This is a genomic window from Halomarina salina (assembly GCF_023074835.1).
GTDB lineage: Archaea > Halobacteriota > Halobacteria > Halobacteriales > Haloarculaceae > Halomarina > Halomarina salina.
Window position 1 is genome coordinate 838,029 of the sequence record NZ_JALLGW010000001.1, and the last position, 17,362, is coordinate 855,390.

Genomic DNA, 17,362 nt, shown 5'->3' on the forward strand with positions numbered 1-17,362 from the left:
TACCAAGTCGGCCGGACTTGCGTACAGCAGTACTCCACCCAGTAGTCTCTCATAAATGAGTGTCGTCGCAGAACTCAGCATCCAGTCGAAACAGTTCGAGTTGGGCCGGGTACTGGAACTGTCCGAGGGGATGCTACTCGAACTCGACCGCGTCGTCCCCGTCGGGGAGTCGACAGTGCCGCTGGTCTGGGTCTACGCCTCGGACACCCAGGGGTTCGAAGAGAGAGTCGCCAACCATCCGAGTGTGCGGGGGTTCGAAGCGCTCGACCGGTTCAGCGGCCGGGCCCTCTACCGACTCGACTGGGACACGACGGGCGACCACCTGTTCGACGCCATCCACCGCGAGCGAGCACACGTTCTGAGGGCGACGGCCACTCCCGAATCCTGGACGTTCGAGCTCCGATTCCCCTCCCACGAGGCGCTGTCGGGGTTCCAGACCCACTGCGAGAACGCCCGTATCCACTTCTCAGTCGCGCGAATCGGACGGTCGAACGAGCCAGACGACGACCCGCGGTACGGGCTGACCGAGAGCCAGTACGATGCGCTCGTGCTCGCCGTCGAGTCGGGGTACTACGACATCCCGCGGCGACGTACGACGGTCGAACTCGCCGAGGAACTCGGAATCTCCGACCAGGCGGTCACCGAACGCCTCCGCCGAGCCATCATCGCTCTCACGGAGAACACGCTCGACGGGACCGGACACACCAAGTGAGTGCGCCGACGGGGTCGATGGGTCTCGGTTCTGCCACACCGCTCCTGCTGGGTGGGCCATGCGACACGATTTCGCCCCTCCTGCGCCTAGGAGTACTGGCCCGAACGACGGCCCGGTCACGGTACTCCGGAACCGAGACGAGTCTCCGACGCTCGTCGCACGCCGTCTGGGGAGCGGACACACGGTTTTCCCCCTCGTGTCGCGTTCCCCTGGGCCACCGACCGCCTGTCGCCTGCCGTGCCGACGGTGGTCGATGCGCGTCCCGGCCTCGCCGTCTCGATCGATAGGCGAGGCCCGGACCTCGTGTGGTCCCGTCGAACGTCGTGGCCTCTCGTCTCGCGACCCGAACGACATTTATCACACCACGACAATCACGACGCGTGCGGTTCCGTTACCCCTGTCCGGACTGTCGCTCGACCAACAGCCTGCACGACCCCGACTGCCGGTTCGACGGGACGCCCTGGCCGGAGGTCGAACGGGCGTACACCGACGTCCTCGTGGCGCTCAGCGACGGTGCCAAGCGAGAGGGACGCATCCGCGAGGCGACCGACGGACCGTGGGACCCGCTGCACTCCGCCGTGCTGAGCCGACTCCGGCACGAACAGCGCCTCAAGGAGACGAAGGGCGGCGCGCTCGAACTCCGCTCGGCGGCGGAGTTCAAGGAGCAGGTGTCCGAACCGACCCAGGAGCCGATTCGGACGGTGTACGAGAAGGGGTCGGTGCCGGGCACCCACGACAACGCCGTCTTCGCTATCATCGCCTACTACGAGATGGTCGGCCTCTCCTGGGAGGAGACCCGCGAGCAGGTCGTCGCGTGGCTCCACGAGTCGGGCACGTGGAAACGCGGCGGGTTCGAGGAGGCCTCTCCGGAACAGCTCGTCGACTCGAAGCGCCACGTCTACGACCAGGGCTACGGCTGGAAGGAGAAGGCGCGGGCGGCGAAGGCGGTCATCGACCGGTCGCTGTGAGTCGGGAACCAGTCAGCCCCGAAACGACTACCTGCGTTCCTCCACGACTGGTGACAGATGACCCGACGGTCCCTGCTCGCCCTGACCCTCCTCCTCGCCGTAGCGCTCGCTGGGTGTGGCGGAACGACCGCACCGACGCAGACGGTGACTCCCGCCACACCACCAGCGACGGTCGAAGCGACGACAGAAACACCGACCGAGACGTCACCTACCTCTCCCGACCCGGTGATGTCGACCACGAACTCGTCGGCGAACGCGTCGACGAACGCCGTCACCGTCTCCGGTGGTGACCTCCCGTTCGACCCGAACGTGACGTACCAGCGCGTCGAGCGACTGCTCGCCGTCGAGGAGGACCGAGCAGCCACGGTCTCGGTATCGATTCGTGACCCCAGCGCGTTCCCACTCGACGGTGAAGAGGACGTCTGGGGTCCGTTCGCGACGTCGCTCGGCATCACCGGATCCATCGAGGGCGACGGTGTCGGCGGCTTTGCCTCCGGGACGAATGTCGTGCTCTACGTCGGCGCGAATCACACGGCCGCGGAGATCGAGCCGGTGCTCGCACACGAGTTCACGCACGTCCTGCTCGGAGAACCGGGGTCGAACATCGACCCGAACTACCCGTCGACGTTCGACACCAGAGAGGCGAAAGCGAGTCTCATCGAGGGCGCGGCGACGTACACCGAGGACGTCTACATCGACCGGTACCTGCCGGGACAGGCGAACTACACGACGACGCTCCGGGAACGCTACGGTGAGGCGTCGCCAGCCCTCAAACTGCTGATGGGTCGGTATCGCTACGGCGCACGCTACGTCGACCAGCGCGTCGACTCGCCGCAGAACCTCTCGGCGGTGTACGACACGCCGCCGTGGTCGACCGAACAGGTGCTCCACGGCTACTCACGCGAGACGGAAACGCGCCCGCCCGTTCCCAACGCGGTAGTGAACACGTCCTGGTCCGAGGAGGACCGGGTCGGGGACACTCGCGGCGAGTTGTTCACGCGGGTCGCGCTCGGGACGGAACTGAACCACTCGGTCGCGACGAGCGCCGCCGCTGGCTGGGAGGGAGACACGCAACTCGCGTTGCGAGACGGCGGGAACAGGAGCTACGTCTGGACGCTCTACTGGGAGAACGAGACCGAGGCCGACGAGTTCCTCGCGGCGGCCGAGCGCTACGTCGAGGGGCGGGCGGAGGACCCGGACGCGCCGACGGTCCGCCTCGAACGGACCTCGGAGCGCTCGACCACGCTCCTCGTCGGTCAGCAAGAATTCGTGGAGACTGTCTCTGTGAGCGTCGGGAACGGGACCGTCCGCGTCGACGCTCCCGAGGGGTACAACTAGGAGGCAGGGGCTGTGAGAGACGGAATAGAAGAACTGCCGTTCAGTCGCTCTGGATGCGCGGCGCGAGCATGTACGTCACGTTGCCCTGGCCCTCCGCGATGTCGAAGTGCATCTTGACGGGGAAGTCCTCGCCGAGTTCGACGGTGACCTCCGCGTCTTTCGGGATGGCCTTGTTCATCTCCTTCAGATAGTCGAGGCTGAACAGCGAGTGGGCGTCGCCCGCGGTGAGGTCGATGAGGTCCTCGCGGTCGAGGACGAAGTGCACGTCGTCGGTGTCGCCCTGTGCCTCGACGTAGAAGTGGTCCTCCTCGTCGTCGACGCCGAGGACGATGTGCTCGGAGACCATGTCGGCGGCCTTGACCGCACGGTCGATGTGGCTGCCTTCGAGGACGATTTCGGCGGCGAGGTCGAGGTCCGGGAGGTCCGGCTCCTGGCGGATGGAGTCGGGGTCGATGAGCGCGAGCGTGTACTCCAGGCCCTCCATGCTGATGTGGAGTTTGCGCGTCTCCTCGTCGAGTTCGAGGTGGACCAGCTGGTCGGCGCTCGCCATCTTCACCATCTCTTCGAGTCGGGAGAGGTCGACGCCGATGACGCCGCCGTCGGTCTCGTAGGACTCGAAGGCGTCGGGCGAGAGCGAGAGGTCGACCATCCCCACGTTCGCGGGGTCGACCGCCCGAATCGTGAGCTCGTCTTCGTCGAGACGGATCTTGCACTCGTCGACCAGTACGCCGACGGAGTCGAGCGCCGCCCGGAGCGTCCCCGAGCTCACGATAGCCTTGAACATACGAACGGTTACCCGTGATGGGTTAAAAACATAAACGATTCGCGCCAGCGCGCAGGCGTGCGCGACCCGCCCGAGCGCACGACGAGCGGGGACCGTTCGCCCTCCTGGGCGGTCCCACGTCGGTACTCCGGCGCGCGGCGCTCAGGTGCTGGCCCAACAGTGAAACGGGAGCCGCGAGTCGTGTCGACCATGAGTCAGAGCGACCGTCAGGTCACTCGTCGTCGACTGCTCGGCGCGGTCGGTACCTCGGTCGTCGGCCTCACCGCCGGGTCGGGTATCGCCGCGGCGCAGGACGACGGCGGTGGTGGGGACGGGGGAAGCGACAAGGTCGCGGTTCCGGCAATCATGCCCGAGACGGGCGAGATAAGCGCCGACGAGGACTACACCGGCTTCATGCTCAAACTCGACAGTCAGCTCGAACAGTCCAGCGTGGGCGACATCGGGGGCTGTACGGTCGAGGGGTGGTCGCCGTCGACCCCGCTGGTGTTCGAGACGCAGGTCGTCGATACGGTGAACACGAGCGAGAGCGACTCCTACGAGGTCATCCCGTCCTCGGCGTACCTCCCGCAGGACACCAGCTTCGGGGCCGGAGACCTGTTCATCATCAACAACCAGTCCCAGTGTGCCGACGGCTTCCTCGGCATCCAGCTGGAGAACATCCGCTCCAGCGAGAACCCCGTGAGCTACGACTTCAGCCGTGAGAGCGACGGCGGCGGCGGTGGTGGCGGCGGCGGCTCCGACGCCATCGGCCCCGGATTCGGTCCGCTGGCGGCCGTGGGCGGCGTGCTGGGCGGCGCGTACGGGCTCGCCCGGCGCGGAAGCGACGAGGAGTGACCCGACCGCTGGGCGAGTCGACCACCGAACGAAGGGCGTATCCGGTCGAACCGCCTACGCGGGCCAAATGACGCGCAAGGACGACTACTACAACCGCGCGAAGCAGCAGGGGTACCGTTCTCGCGCGGCGTACAAGCTCAAGCAGTTGAACGAGGAGTCGAACCTCGTCGAGAACGGCGACACCGTCGTGGACCTCGGAGCGGCCCCCGGCGGGTGGCTCCAGGTCGCCAGCGAACTCGCCGACACGGGGACCGTCGTCGGCGTCGACCTCCAGCGAATCGAGGACATCGACGGCGTAGAGACGGTCCGCGGCGACATGACCGACGAGGAGGTTCGGGCGGACCTCGTCGAGCGGGTCGGGGAGGCGGACGTCGTCCTCTCGGACATGGCCCCGAACATGACCGGGGAGTACAACCTCGACCACGCCCGCTCGGTCCACCTCGCGCGGCAGGCGTTCGAGACGGCGATGGAGGTGCTCGCGCCGGGCGGCGACTTCGTCGCGAAGGTGTTCGACGGGCCGGACCTGCAGGACCTGAAGTCGGACGCCGAACGCGAGTTCCGGTACGTCCGTGAAGTGCGTCCCGAGGCCTCCAGGAAGGAGTCGTCGGAGCTCTATCTCGTCGCCAAGCGCCGCCTCACCGCACCGGTCCGCGAGGGCGACGAGGTCGAGGTCGAGATTCAGGACGTCGGCAGCGAGGGCGACGGCATCGCGAAGATAGAGGGGTTCACGCTGTTCGTGCCGGACACCGAGGCGGGTGACACCGTCACCGTCCGCGTCACCGACATCAAGGCGCGGTTCGGGTTCGCCGAGAAGGTAGAGTAGAACCGCCGGGACGTGGAGCGGCCGTTCTCAATCGCCGGGCGTCGCTCGCGGCGCGACCCCGCGACTGCGGGCCGCCCGGACGACGAGGTAGACGAACGGCGTGTCGACGATGGCGATGAGCAGTTTCAGCAGGTACTGGCCGACGACGAGCGACGCGAGCGCCGAGGCGGGCAACTGTGGCCCGACGCCGAGGACGGCGGGCGCGACGGCGAACGCCACGCCGACGAAGATGACGGTGTCGATGGCCTGACTGGTCGCTGTCGACCCGACGTTGCGGAGCCACAGCATCTCTCCGTCGGTCGCCTCGCGGATGCGGTGGAAGACGACGACGTCCCAGTTCTGGCTGACGAGGTAGGCGAGGAGGCTCCCGGCGACGACGTTCGTCGAGGCCGCCAGCACCCGTTCGAACTGTGCCGCGTCGACGGGACTGGTCGGGGACGCGGGCGCGGCGATGGTGCTCCACACGAGCGCCAGCAGGACGAGGTTCATCACGAACCCGACGTTGACCATCGCCTGCGCCGCGCGGCGGCCGTACAGTTCCGAGTAGCAGTCCGACGCGAAGAACGTGAGCGCGTACGCCAGCGCCGCGCCGGGCAGCACGAGCGCCGACCCGGTGACCGGCAGCGAGACGGGAATCGAGAACTGGAGTATCTTCGACGCGGTCAACTGCGCGGTGACGAGCGCCGTGACGAACAGCGCGACCAGTGCGACGGCGGCGACCGGGAGCGGCGCCCCTCGGCCCTCACTCATCGTCCAACCGGCCGTGGCGGGCGTCGATATCGTCCAGGATGTCGAGCGTCTTGCGAATCGACGCCCGGATGGCGTCGCTCCGGTTGACGAACTTGCCGTCCTCGCCGACGTGGTCGTCCAGGTCGTCGAGGAGTTCCTGTGGGATCTCGACGCTTATCTTCGGCATGTCCGGTGGTGGGCGAGAGACCGCCAAAACCTGTCGGTTCGTGGATGTCGGTGGCGGCGGTGGTGGTGTCGGTGACGGACGGAGTCGGGGACGGTCGCGGCTCGCTGTCCGGTCAGTGCGTGCGGAAGAGGTGGACGAGTTCGCGGCAGGCGAACCCGGCGAGGAAGCCGAGGAGTGCGCCGCCGAGACAGAGAGCGGCGACGGTTCCGGCGGTCCCGAGTGCGAGCGACTCGGGCCGGCCGAACAGGACGAACGCCACCGGTGGCACCATGCCGATGGCGATACCTTCGAGCAGTCCGCCGCCGCGGACCGCGGAGATGGCGGCGACGAGCGGCGGTGTCACGAGCAACACGACCGGGAGCACCTGCCGATACAGCGTGTCGCTGACGGCGCCCAGCGGGAGCACGACGACCAGCGCCAGCACGAGGACGGCGGCCGCGTACACTCCGGAGACGTACCACTCCCGCGTGTCGCGCTCTCCCCGAAGTAGCGTCTTCGTCGCTCCACTCATCGGCGTCTCCGAGGTGAGTGGCGTGACTGCCGAACGAACATAACGATTCTCACCTCCCCCGCACTGATAGCTTTTCCGCAGTGTGCGAACGTGTGACAGTATCACGTGTGAAGGTTTCGGGGGCGCTACGGTCCGATCGCGCCGTCCCGTCCGCTCAGTGACTCGTCTTCGCGAGCGTGCGGCGGCGCCGGTTCAGTCCGCGCGTGGGCCGGTCGAGCGCGGGGTGCGCCGCCCGCCGAGGGTGAACACCCACAGCACCCCGAGGCCGACGCCGTACATCAGGGCGACGGGGACGGCGATGAGGAACATCGTGAACAGGCCGCGGGGGGTCAGGAACGCGGCGAGCGCGAACACCGCGGTGACGGCCTCGCGCCAGCGGTCGCGCTGGAGGTGGAACGGTGCGATGCCGCCCCGGTGGAAGAGGAGCATCGTCGTCGGGATGGCCGCGAGCAACCCGACCCCGACGGTCGTGAAGAACACGAGCCAGCCGAACGAGTTGATGCGGTACTTGATGAGCATCCCGTTGTTGACGATGTCGGCGGCGAGCCACGAGATGACGTTCGGCGCGACGACGAGGAAGCCGAGGACGCTCCCGACGGCGATGGCGATGGCCGTCGTCACCGCCCACGTGAACAGGACGCCGCGGTTGCCCGAGACGAACCCGCGCTCGGAGAGCGCCGGCCACATGTAGTAGAGCAGGAGCGGGAGCACCGCCACCGCGCCGATGATCATCGAGAGCTTCACCTCGAAGATGAGCGCCTCGACGGGGTGGAGCGTGACGAGTTCGAACGCCTCGGGCGAGACGGACTCGGTGAGTCTGACGACGTACCCCGGCGAGAGCGACCCGGCGCCGCCCGTGATGGGGTCGGCACCGACCAGCGGGAACTCGACGTAGCCCGCCGTCGGCAGGTTGCGGAGGAACACGCGCTGGAGGTCGCCGATACCGCCGGAGTAGAGCCAGGCGAACGACCCGCCCATCGCCAGCATGAAGATGGCGATGAGGCGGAACGACTTCGAGGCGAGGCTGCCGAGGATGAACTGCACGTCGTAGATGTAGCCGCCGACGTCGTCCTCGGTCGTCTCCTCTTCGGTGAACGAGTCGACCATCCCGGTCGTCGTCCGGGTGAACAGACCCGACTCGTCCTCCTCGGCCGCCTCGCCGGACTGGCCGTCCGCGGTCTCGGCTTCGTCGGCCCCTTCTCCCGCCGCCTCGGCGGCCTCGGCGCGGGCCTCCTCGGCCTCGTCGTACCGGTCGAGGACGGCCTGGGCCTTCTCGTGGTCGCCGTCGTCCATCGCCTCGCCAGCGACCGAGAGCGCCTCCTCCTCGTCCATCTCGGCGAACGCTTCGGGCGGCGCGGCCCGGACGCCGGCGGCGTCGAGCGTCCGCACGTCGATGGCGGCCGGGTCGCCGAACGCACCGGGGTCGTCGACGGCGAGCTGGTCGACGACGCGGAACAGGTGGACGACGTACACCGCGACGGCGACGACGAGGGCGACGATGGCCGCCGCGACGAGGACGCCCGTCTCCGGGGCGACGCCGAACAGTTCACCGGGCGTCGCCAGCTGGACCCGGTACTCCGCCGGGAGGTTCGTCAGCGCGCGGTTTGCGCGCTCGATGCCGTTCGCTGCGAGCGCGCCGTAGGTGACGAGGCCGCCGAGCAGTGCCCCGCCGAGGAGGGTGTTCCAGTTCGACCGGGCGATAGCGCGGAGCCCGACCGCGTCGCCCGAGCGCTTGACGGAGACGACGATCTTCGTCATCCCGAGGCTGAACGCGTAGAGGAACAGCAGCGGAATCGCCCACATGATCTGCGTGAACGGGTCGGGCGGGGAGAACACCGCACCGAACGCGAAGATGGCGACGACCGCGTAGCGCCACTTGTCGCGGAACGTCTCGTAGCGGACGAGTTCGCCGTAGGCGAGCGACGCCATCGCCAGGGGCAACTGCGCGGCGAGCCCGAACGAGAGCGTCAGGAACAGGACGAACTCGGCCCACTTCACGATGGAGTAGTCCGGCGAGAACCCGGCCTGTGCGGCGTTCGAGGAGAGGAACTCGAACATGACCGGGAAGAAGACGTAGTAGCCGTAGGCGATGCCCAGCAGGAACAGGACTACCGAGACGACGGCCATCCCCGCCACCTGCCAGACGGGAATCGGGTGGTCGGGCCACAGGCCGCGACGGCGGAGCGCGTCGCGGCCGTAGTAGACGAACAGCGGCAACGAGAGGATTGCTCCGATTATGAGTCCGATCTTCGCCTGCAGGAGGATGACGTCGAACGGGGTGACGGCGATGATGTTCGCGTCCGGGGCACGGGCCAGGAGGTCCGCCTTGAGCATGTCCCAGCCGTAGTAGTAGAGGTAGAGGATGGTCCCCAGCAGACCGAACAGGAACACGAGCGCCACCTTCTGGAGGTGTTTCTGCGTCGCGCGAAGCATCTCGCCGACGGCCGCCCGGCCGTCGAGAAATGCCCGTTTCGTATCGTCGTCGATGGCGCTCGACACACCGGACCTAGCCAACTCCGTGCTATCAATCTTTTCCGTCGCGGTGGGTGAGAAGGCTTACAACAGCGCGGTGACCTACGAAACTGTAATGACTGGCGACGAGCGGCGGAACCCCGACGACGAGGTGTCGGGTAGCCAGGGGAGCCCCGAGGGCTCGCCAGAAACCGGCGACGACGCTGGTGACGCCGACGCCGCCGACGCGCCCGAGGACCGGACCGACCTCGATGCACTCACCTACAAGGAACTCCAGTCGCTCGCGGCCGACCACGGCATCGCCCCCGTGGGTCACGGGAAAGACGACCTCCGGGAACTCATCGCCGACGCACGAGGGTCCGACGGAGCGGTCTCCGACGACGGCGTCGACGCCGATTCGGAGAGTGTCGACACCGACGTCGACGAGGGTGCCGACTCCGACGCGGACGAGGGCGACGACGGTCGACTGAACGAGATTCCGACGGTCGACCCCGACGACCCGGCGGCGGGGAGCGGCTGGGCGAACGACGAGTCGACGGACAGTGACGCCACTGCCGACGCCGCGGATACCGCGGCGGGCGAGACCGACGATTCCGACGTGGACGGCGACGACTCGACCGAAGACGACGGCTCGATTCCCGACTGGGCACGGAGCGACGAACCCGCCACCGAGGACATCGTCGGGCCGACACAGGACGACGACGACCTCCCGGAAGCACCGGACCGCCCCGACCCGAACGAGGAACTGGCCCACGACGCACCGTTCGAAGCGGTCGAGGGCGACAGCGAGGACGACCTGGCCCAGTCCGACGGCGGCGCGACGGTCGTCGACGGCGACAAACCGGAGGTAGACTACGACTACTACGACGACGGGGGCTTCGCCGACGGGCCGGAAGCGGACCAGGAGATGCCGCTGGCCGACCACATCGAGGAGATGGTCAAACGGCTCGGCATCGTCATCCTCTCGATGGCGCTGGTGAGCGTCCTCGTCCTCCCGTTCGCCGTCGACCTCATCAACTTCATCTGGTACTCCATCCTCGGGTCGGTCCAGAACAGCGTCACCAGCCCGCGGGCGTACCAGCCGCTGTCGCTCGTCCTCGCACGACTGAAGGTGGCGACGCTGGCCGGGTTCGTCATCGCGTTACCGGTGTTCGTCTACGAGACGTACCTGTTCATGCGCCCCGGCCTGTACAAACACGAGCGACGCTACTACCTCGCGGCCGTCCCGACCAGCCTCGTCCTCGCGTTCATCGGCGTCGCGTTCGCGTTCTACCTCGTCCTCCCGTTCATCTTCAGCTACTTCGTCAGCTACTCCGAGCAGGCCGCCGACATCGCGTTCGGCCTGACCGAGACGTTCGGGCTGATGCTCCTCCTGATGGGTTTCTTCGCCGCCGTCTTCCAGATACCGCTGCTCATCATGCTGGCGGTGATGATGGGGCTGACCACGCGGGAGTGGCTGGCACAGCGCCGCCTCTACTTCTGGGGTGGGTTCCTCGGCGTCGCCCTGCTGTTCAGCCCCGACCCGACCGGGATGGCCCCGTTCATCGTCGCCATCACGATGGTCATCCTGTTCGAGGGGACGCTGCTGCTCCTGCGCTGGACCCAGCGCTAGGAGTTTTTCGGGGCGCTTTGGGAATAGAAGATTTCACGCGAGGTGTATCTGGTGCCGTTGGTACCACCTCGAAAGCCCCCGCTCTCTCGTGGCCTGCGACTCGTTGCGCGCCTCGCTCGCTTCGCTCGCTGTGGTGCTTACGTCGTCTCGGCTCACGAGAGAGCGGCCCCTTTCAGTCCACCCGCGTCGACTGTTCGGCCAGCCATCGCGGGTGGACTGAAAGGGGCGACTCGCTGGGCGAAGGCAGGCGACGCAAGCACGCGAACGCAGTGAGCGCGCGCAGCGAGCCTCCCGAGTCCAGCGAGTCGGGGCTTTCGAGGTGTACACGATTCAGTTCCAATCGACGACGAACCAGAATACGAATCCTAGGAGCGATACGCTTTTTCGGGTTCACGGTCTCCTCACGAACATGCACGCTGTCTGCTGGCGCTGGCACGCCCTCTCGCCAGCGGACAGTCCCGTCGTCGCGCCCGCCGCGGCCTAACCCGGTCGGACGCACGACTGGTGCTCACTCGCTGTTCTCCCGACGCTCGTTCGACTCTGACCACGGCAATCCATAGCACACGCAGTATGCACGACACCGACGACCCCGACCACGACGACACCGACACGACCGACGAATCGCACGCCGAGACAGCACAGACAGCAGACACGCCCGACGAGTACGAGCGCCTCGTCAGCGAGTTCGGGGCCGACCCGCTGACCGACGAGCAGCGCGCTCGCTTCCCCGACGCCCCGCCGCTGGTCCGACGCGGCCTCGCCTACGCGGGGCGTGACCTCGACCGCTTCCTCGCCAGCGCGGAGGCCGGTGAACGCGTCTCCGTCGTCACGGGCGTGGGCCCCTCCGGGCCGATGCACCTCGGGCACGTCGTCGCGTTCTCGCTGGCGAAGTACCTGCAGGAGGCGTTCGGCGCGTTCGTCTCCATCCCGCTCTCGGACGACGAGAAGTACTGCACCCGCGAGCAGACGCTGGCCGAGACCCGCGCCTACACCCGCGACAACCTCCGTGACGTGCTGGCGTTCGGCTTCGACCCGGACCGGACGCGCATCGTGGTCGACACCGCCGACGCGGACGTGCTCTACCCCCTCGCGACGGCGCTGGCGAAGGACGTGACACCGGCGACGTACGAGGCGGTGTACGGCGAGGCGAGCAACGTCGGCGAGTCGTTCTACCCGGCGATGCAGGCCGCCCACCTCCTGCTCCCGCAGTTGGTCGACGGCCCACACCCGACCACCGTCCCCATCGCCGTCGACCAGGACCCGCACGTTCGACTGGCGCGTGACCTCGCCGCCAAGGAGCGCTTTCCGGTCTCCAAGCCCGGCGCGTTGCTGGCGAAGTTCCTCCCGGCACTGTCCGGGCCGGGGAAGATGAGTTCCTCCGACGACGCGCCGCGCATCGACCTGACCGCCGACCGCGAGACGGTCCGCGACGTGGTGCTGGAGCACGCCTACTCCGGCGGGCAGGACAGCCTCGACGCGCACCGCGAGCACGGCGGCGACCCGGAGGTGGACGTGGCGTTCCAGTACCTCCGGGCGGTGTTCGAACCCGACGACGAGACCCTGGAGCGACTCGACCGCGAGTACCGGTCGGGCGACCTGCTGACGGGCGAACTGAAGGCCCACGCCGCCGACCGAATCAGCGAGTTCCTGGAGGCCCACCAGTCCAGGCGGCCGAGCGACGACGAACTGGACGAGGTCCTGGAACCGTACCTGCTGACCGACGACGAGCGCGAGCGAGCGCTGTCGCGGGTCGGTCTCGGTCCGGGAGTCTCACGCGTCGACTGACGGAGCGCAGCGACGCAGTCCCCGGCACGCGACCCGCTCCCGAGGACGGGCAACGCTGAAGCGGGCCGTTCGAGTAGGCGGCACATGGCAGACGCGACCGACGGCGACACGCCGTCTCACGTCGTGGTCCGCGAGGCGTCGACCGAAGACGTGCCGGGCATCCGCCGGGTCGCCCGCGAGGGGTGGCACGCCGCCTACGGGGACTTCCTCGCCGCGGAGACCGTCGAGCGCGCCCTCTACCAGTGGTACGCCCCGGCGGTCGTCGAGCGGACGGTCACCGACCCGGACGTGGCGTACCTCGTCGCGGAACCCGCCGACCTGGCAGCAGAGGACGTGGACCACACCGTCCTGGGCTACGTCTCGGGACACGCCGCGTCGGGCCGCTACGGGAGCGTCTCGTCGTTCTACGTCGACCCCGACCGGTGGGGCGAGGGTATCGGGAACGCGCTGTTCGGGCGGGAACTCGCCGTGCTGGCGTCGAACGGCGTCGAACGCGTCGAACTCGAAGTGCTCGCCGAGAACGAGGTGGGACGGGGGTTCTACGAGTCGCGCGGGTTCGACGCGGTGGGTGAGTCCGCGGACGACCTGTTCGGGACCGTCCACCCCGTCGTCGTCTACGCGCGAGACGTGTAATGGACTGCTCGTGATGTAATGGACTGCTCGGGCGACGTCTCGGGAAGCGCTGGCAACCACCGTCTCCGCGTGTGACGCGTCCACGTGGCGAGGAACGCTTAAACAGCCAGAACCGTTACCACGCGCTATGAAACACGTGACGATTCCGCAGGACCGCATCGGCGCCCTCATCGGCGAGGGCGGGGAGACGATGCGCGAGATAGAGTCGCGTGCGGAGGTCCGTCTCGACATCGACTCCGAGACGGGGTCGGTCGCCGTCGAGAAGACCGGCGACCCGCTGACCGGTCTCAAGGCCCCCGACATCGTCCGGGCCATCGGTCGCGGCTTCCGTCCCGACGACGCCCTCTCGCTGCTCGACGACGACATGCGGATGCTCGAACTGGTCGACCTCGACGCCGCGACGCGCAACAAGAACGACCTCCGGCGACAGAAGGGCCGCCTCATCGGCGAGGACGGCCGGACCCGCGAACTGATGGAGGAGCTCTCCGGCGCGAGAGTCGTCATCTACGGGTCGACGGCGGGCCTCATCGGCGGCCCCGAACAGGTCCGGACCGCCCGCTCGGCCATCGAGATGATTCTCGACGGCGCACCTCACGGCGCGGTGTACTCGTTCCTCGAACGCAAGCGCTCGGAGATGAGCGAAGGCGACCTGAACTACCACGAGTTCCCCGGTTGAGCGGGCCGGGCGACTCGCCGGGTGACCGACGAGTGGCAGGTTCCCGCACACTTTTCGCACGGCGCGCCGACGGGCCGCCATGGTCTGGAACGACATCGAGGCGACCTCCCGCGACGCGCTGACGGACCTCCAGGACCAGCGCGTCCGGAAGATCGTCACCTACGTCTACGAGAACGTCCCGTTCTACCGCGACCGGTTCGACGAGGCGGGCGTCGGTCCCGCCGACGTCGACGGCATCGAGGACCTCCCTCGACTCCCGTTCACGACGAAGGAGGACCTGCGGGACCACTACCCGGACGGGCTGTTCGCGGTCGAGCACGAGGAGATGCGCTGTCTGCACGCCTCGTCGGGCACGACGGGGAAGCCGAAGATCATCGGCTACACCGAGAAGGACATGGGCATCTGGCGCGAGGTGATGGCCCGGTCGCTCGACGCGGCGGGCGTCGAGCAGGGCGAGACCGTCCAGAACGCCTACGGCTACGGCCTGTTCACCGGCGGCCTCGGCGTCCACCACGGCTGTGACGAACTCGGCGCGACCGTCATCCCCATCGGCGGCGGCCAGACGAAGCGCCAACTGGAGTTCCTCCACGACCTCGGCAGCGAGACGCTCACCTGCACGCCCTCCTACGCGCTCTACCTCGCCGAGCAGGCCGACGAGATGGGTATCGACCTGCAGTCCCTCCCGCTCTCGACGGTCATCTTCGGGGCCGAACCGTGTACCGACCCGATGCGCGAGGCCATTGAGGACCGTCTCGGCGTCACCGGCGTCGACATCTACGGCCTCTCGGAGGTCATCGGCCCCGGCGTCTCCATCGAGTGCGCCGAGGCGCAGGACGGCCTGCACATCTGGGAGGACCAGTTCTATCCGGAGGTCATCGACCCCGAGACGGGCGACGTGTTGCCCGCGGGCGAGGAGGGCGAACTCGTCTTCACGACGCTGACGAAGGAGGGGATGCCCGTCATCCGCTACCGGACCGGCGACATGACGACGCTCACCCGCGAGCCGTGTGACTGCGGCCGGACGACCGTCCGGATGGACAACGTCACCGGCCGCTCGGACGACCTGCTCATCGTGCGGGGCGTCAATCTGTACCCCAGCGAAATCGAGGCGACGGTACTCGACATCGAGGGCCTCGCGCCACAGTACCGCATCGACCTCTACCGCGAGGGCGAGATGGACGAGATCCACATCACGCTCGAACGGTCGCCGACGTTCGACGGCGACCCCGACGACCTCCGACAGGAGGCCCGCTCGCGGCTCGACGCGCAGCTCTCGTTCCAGCCGGACGAGGTGGCGGTGCGCGAAGTGGGCGGTATCGAGCGCCAGGAGACGGGGAAGGTCAAGCGCGTCTACGACCACCGGTAGACTCGCTTCGCTCGTCTACCTGGGTCCCCCTCGCTCACGCTGTTCGCTCGCGAAACCACCGATGACGCTCGACGGCGGTGCCAGCGGCGCACCTCGGCGCCTCCAGGGGTTGGCAATAATTGACACGGTAGATTCTTGCCGTCGCTGTCGGTGTGAGACGTATGCCGTACAGCTACGAGCCACAGTACTTCGAGGACATGGAGGAGGGAGCGACGTTCACCAGCGCCGGGCGGACCATCACCGAGTCCGACTTCGTGATGCACTCGATGTTCACGGGTGACTGGACGGAACTCCACACGAACAAGGAGTACTCCGACGACGGCCCCTACGGCGCGCGCATCGCGCAGGGACCGATGACGTTCATCGTCGCGACGGGCCTCCTCCAGCGGACGGGTATCGTCGAGCGCACCGTGTTCGCGTTCCTCGGGATGAACTACATGGACCTGAAACAGCCCGTCTTCATCGGCGACACGTTGCAGGCGACCTACGAGTGTACCGAGGTGAAGGAGCTCTCCTCGCGCGACGACGCGGGCGTCGTGGTGCTGGACACGCACGTCCACAACCAGGACGACGAGGAGGTGTTCGCGGGCGACATGAAGTTCATGTGGCGCAAGCGGAGTCATTATGGGGAGGGCGAGGAGTAAGCGAAGCGAACTCCTCGAAAACGAACGCTGAACGAAGTGAGGCGTGAGTAGCGAGATTCGGAGTGAGCGAAGCGAACGAGAATCTAGTATGACCGAGCGGCGAAGCCGCGAGGAGAGCGAGGCCGAGTGAAACGAGGCCTCGAACGGAGCGGTGACCGGAGGGAACCGCGGAGTAGCGAGATTCGGAGTGAGCGTTTCGGAAATCCGAGCGTCGAAGCCGCGAGGGAATCGAGGAGCGGGGGTCTGTGAACTCCTCGCCGTGGGGCCGCGACCCGGGGAACCGTGGAGTAGCGGGGTCCGGGGTGGCCGGGACGTGCGAGAACCCCGTCTACCGAACGCTGAACGAAGTGAGAAGAGAGAGAACTCTCTAACTTTCGACACGCAATGTGGGTGGCGTAAGACTGTCTCGCTGCTCGATAATGTGACGAATCTCTCCGAGAACGTTGGGAAATCGACACGACAGCCGCCCTGGTTGCAGGGGAAAGCCGCGTGCATATGAACAGTCCGTGAGACTCGGGCACTGTTACAATGGATGAGACGCCTGTGCTGCTGACCGACGGTGGGTCGAGCGAGGAAGTCGAAGAGGAAGAGGAAGAAGAAGAGGAGGAGACGGAGGAGTCCGAACAGAGCGAAGAGGAGTCGGAGCAGCCAGAGCAGTCCGAAGAGGAGTCTGAAGAGTCCGAGCAGTCCGAAGAGGAGTCTGAAGAGTCCGAGCAGTCCGAGGAGTCCGAGCAGAGCGAAGAGGGCGGCGACGAGTCCGAACAGTCCAGCGAGGAGGAGATAGAGCGCAAAGAGGACCTGTCGGCGGACGGAGTCGCGAGCAACGAGGAGGGCACCAGCGTCCTCTTCCTCGACCTCCGCGGACTGAACCTCGACCTGCTCGGCCTGGACGTCTCGCTGAGCGAACTCGTACTGGACATCTCGGCGGTCGAGGGGGACGGCAATCTCCTCGGTAACCTGCTGTCGTCGGTCGCGGGGCTGCTCGACGGCGGTCTGGGGAGCCTCCTCGATGGACTCGGGATGGACTTCGACATCCAGGAGAAACTCTCGTCGGCCTACGAGAGCGTCAAGGAGTCGCTCGGCGACGCCATTGACGAGATGCCGGTTGGGGAAGTACTCACGCAGGTGCTCACGGGCGTCGTCTCGCAGCTCCTCGGCCTCGACGACCTGATGGGTGACTCCTCCGACGAGTCGGAGTCGTCGGACGACTCCGAGGACTCCGAAGAGTCCGAAGAGTCCGAAGAGGAGGACTCGGAGGACGAGGGAAACGAGGAGAGCGAGGAGTAGG

At 67.4% G+C, this 17,362-nt stretch carries 17 protein-coding genes; 12 read left to right on the forward strand and 5 right to left on the reverse strand.

Features of this window, described 5'->3' with window-relative positions; translation table 11 throughout:
• Positions 1-55 precede the first annotated feature (55 nt).
• The 3 genes from MX571_RS04210 to MX571_RS04220 all read left to right on the forward strand — a co-directional run bounded on the left by MX571_RS04210 (position 56) and on the right by MX571_RS04220 (position 3,018).
• Positions 56-712, forward strand: a complete 657-nt coding sequence (locus tag MX571_RS04210) for a helix-turn-helix domain-containing protein (RefSeq protein ID WP_247414334.1) — start codon at positions 56-58, stop codon at positions 710-712.
• A gap of 380 nt (positions 713-1,092) precedes the next feature.
• Complete coding sequence (locus MX571_RS04215) at positions 1,093-1,680, forward strand: DUF7474 family protein (protein WP_247414335.1); 588 nt, start codon at positions 1,093-1,095, stop codon at positions 1,678-1,680.
• Positions 1,681-1,737: 57 nt separating this feature from the next.
• Complete coding sequence (locus MX571_RS04220; RefSeq protein WP_247414336.1) at positions 1,738-3,018, forward strand: DUF2268 domain-containing putative Zn-dependent protease; 1,281 nt, start codon at positions 1,738-1,740, stop codon at positions 3,016-3,018.
• A 40-nt stretch (positions 3,019-3,058) separates the two neighbouring features.
• Here MX571_RS04220 and MX571_RS04225 read toward each other — a convergent pair whose 3' ends face one another.
• On the reverse strand, positions 3,059-3,802 hold the full coding sequence (locus MX571_RS04225) for a DNA polymerase sliding clamp (protein WP_247414337.1): 744 nt from the start codon (positions 3,800-3,802) through the stop codon (positions 3,059-3,061).
• 189 nt (positions 3,803-3,991) lie between these two features.
• Here MX571_RS04225 and MX571_RS04230 point away from each other — a divergent pair, with 189 nt between their 5' ends.
• On the forward strand, positions 3,992-4,636 hold the full coding sequence (locus MX571_RS04230; protein ID WP_247414338.1) for a hypothetical protein: 645 nt from the start codon (positions 3,992-3,994) through the stop codon (positions 4,634-4,636).
• A gap of 67 nt (positions 4,637-4,703) precedes the next feature.
• The gene (locus MX571_RS04235; protein ID WP_247414339.1) at positions 4,704-5,459 is read left to right on the forward strand and encodes a 23S rRNA (uridine(2552)-2'-O)-methyltransferase; all 756 of its coding nucleotides are present in this window, start codon (positions 4,704-4,706) and stop codon (positions 5,457-5,459) included.
• Between the two features lie 27 nt (positions 5,460-5,486).
• Here the strand turns inward: MX571_RS04235 and MX571_RS04240 are convergent, their stop codons facing one another.
• From MX571_RS04240 to MX571_RS04255, 4 genes are all read right to left on the reverse strand, one after another.
• A complete protein-coding gene (locus MX571_RS04240) occupies positions 5,487-6,209 on the reverse strand; it encodes a queuosine precursor transporter (RefSeq protein WP_247414340.1) in 723 nt (240 codons plus the stop codon).
• Positions 6,202-6,375, reverse strand: a complete 174-nt coding sequence (locus MX571_RS04245; protein WP_247414341.1) for a ribbon-helix-helix domain-containing protein — start codon at positions 6,373-6,375, stop codon at positions 6,202-6,204. The genes MX571_RS04240 and MX571_RS04245 overlap by 8 nt, the downstream gene beginning before the upstream one ends.
• 112 nt (positions 6,376-6,487) lie before the next feature.
• Positions 6,488-6,886 (reverse strand): hypothetical protein, encoded by a 399-nt coding sequence (locus MX571_RS04250; protein ID WP_247414342.1) that lies wholly within the window; start codon positions 6,884-6,886, stop codon positions 6,488-6,490.
• Positions 6,887-7,078: 192 nt separating this feature from the next.
• On the reverse strand, positions 7,079-9,385 hold the full coding sequence (locus tag MX571_RS04255) for a twin-arginine translocase subunit TatC (RefSeq protein WP_247414343.1): 2,307 nt from the start codon (positions 9,383-9,385) through the stop codon (positions 7,079-7,081).
• A gap of 88 nt (positions 9,386-9,473) precedes the next feature.
• On the opposite strand from MX571_RS04255, the gene MX571_RS04260 reads away from it, so the two are divergent.
• The 7 genes from MX571_RS04260 to MX571_RS04290 all read left to right on the forward strand — a co-directional run bounded on the left by MX571_RS04260 (position 9,474) and on the right by MX571_RS04290 (position 17,361).
• Positions 9,474-10,970, forward strand: coding sequence for a twin-arginine translocase subunit TatC (locus tag MX571_RS04260; RefSeq protein WP_247414344.1), 1,497 nt, complete (start codon positions 9,474-9,476; stop codon positions 10,968-10,970).
• 570 nt (positions 10,971-11,540) lie between these two features.
• Entirely contained in the window at positions 11,541-12,755 is a 1,215-nt protein-coding gene (locus MX571_RS04265; protein ID WP_247414345.1) for a tryptophan--tRNA ligase, read from the forward strand.
• 84 nt (positions 12,756-12,839) lie between these two features.
• Positions 12,840-13,388 (forward strand): GNAT family N-acetyltransferase, encoded by a 549-nt coding sequence (locus MX571_RS04270; protein WP_247414346.1) that lies wholly within the window; start codon positions 12,840-12,842, stop codon positions 13,386-13,388.
• 127 nt (positions 13,389-13,515) lie between these two features.
• Positions 13,516-14,064, forward strand: a complete 549-nt coding sequence (locus tag MX571_RS04275) for a KH domain-containing protein (RefSeq protein ID WP_247414347.1) — start codon at positions 13,516-13,518, stop codon at positions 14,062-14,064.
• A gap of 79 nt (positions 14,065-14,143) precedes the next feature.
• Positions 14,144-15,430, forward strand: coding sequence for a phenylacetate--CoA ligase PaaK (gene paaK / locus MX571_RS04280; RefSeq protein ID WP_247414348.1), 1,287 nt, complete (start codon positions 14,144-14,146; stop codon positions 15,428-15,430).
• 161 nt (positions 15,431-15,591) lie between these two features.
• Positions 15,592-16,074, forward strand: coding sequence for a MaoC/PaaZ C-terminal domain-containing protein (locus MX571_RS04285; RefSeq protein WP_247414349.1), 483 nt, complete (start codon positions 15,592-15,594; stop codon positions 16,072-16,074).
• Between the two features lie 528 nt (positions 16,075-16,602).
• Positions 16,603-17,361: a hypothetical protein gene (locus MX571_RS04290; protein WP_247414350.1), complete on the forward strand. Its 759-nt coding sequence runs from the start codon at positions 16,603-16,605 to the stop codon at positions 17,359-17,361.
• Position 17,362 lies beyond the last annotated feature (1 nt).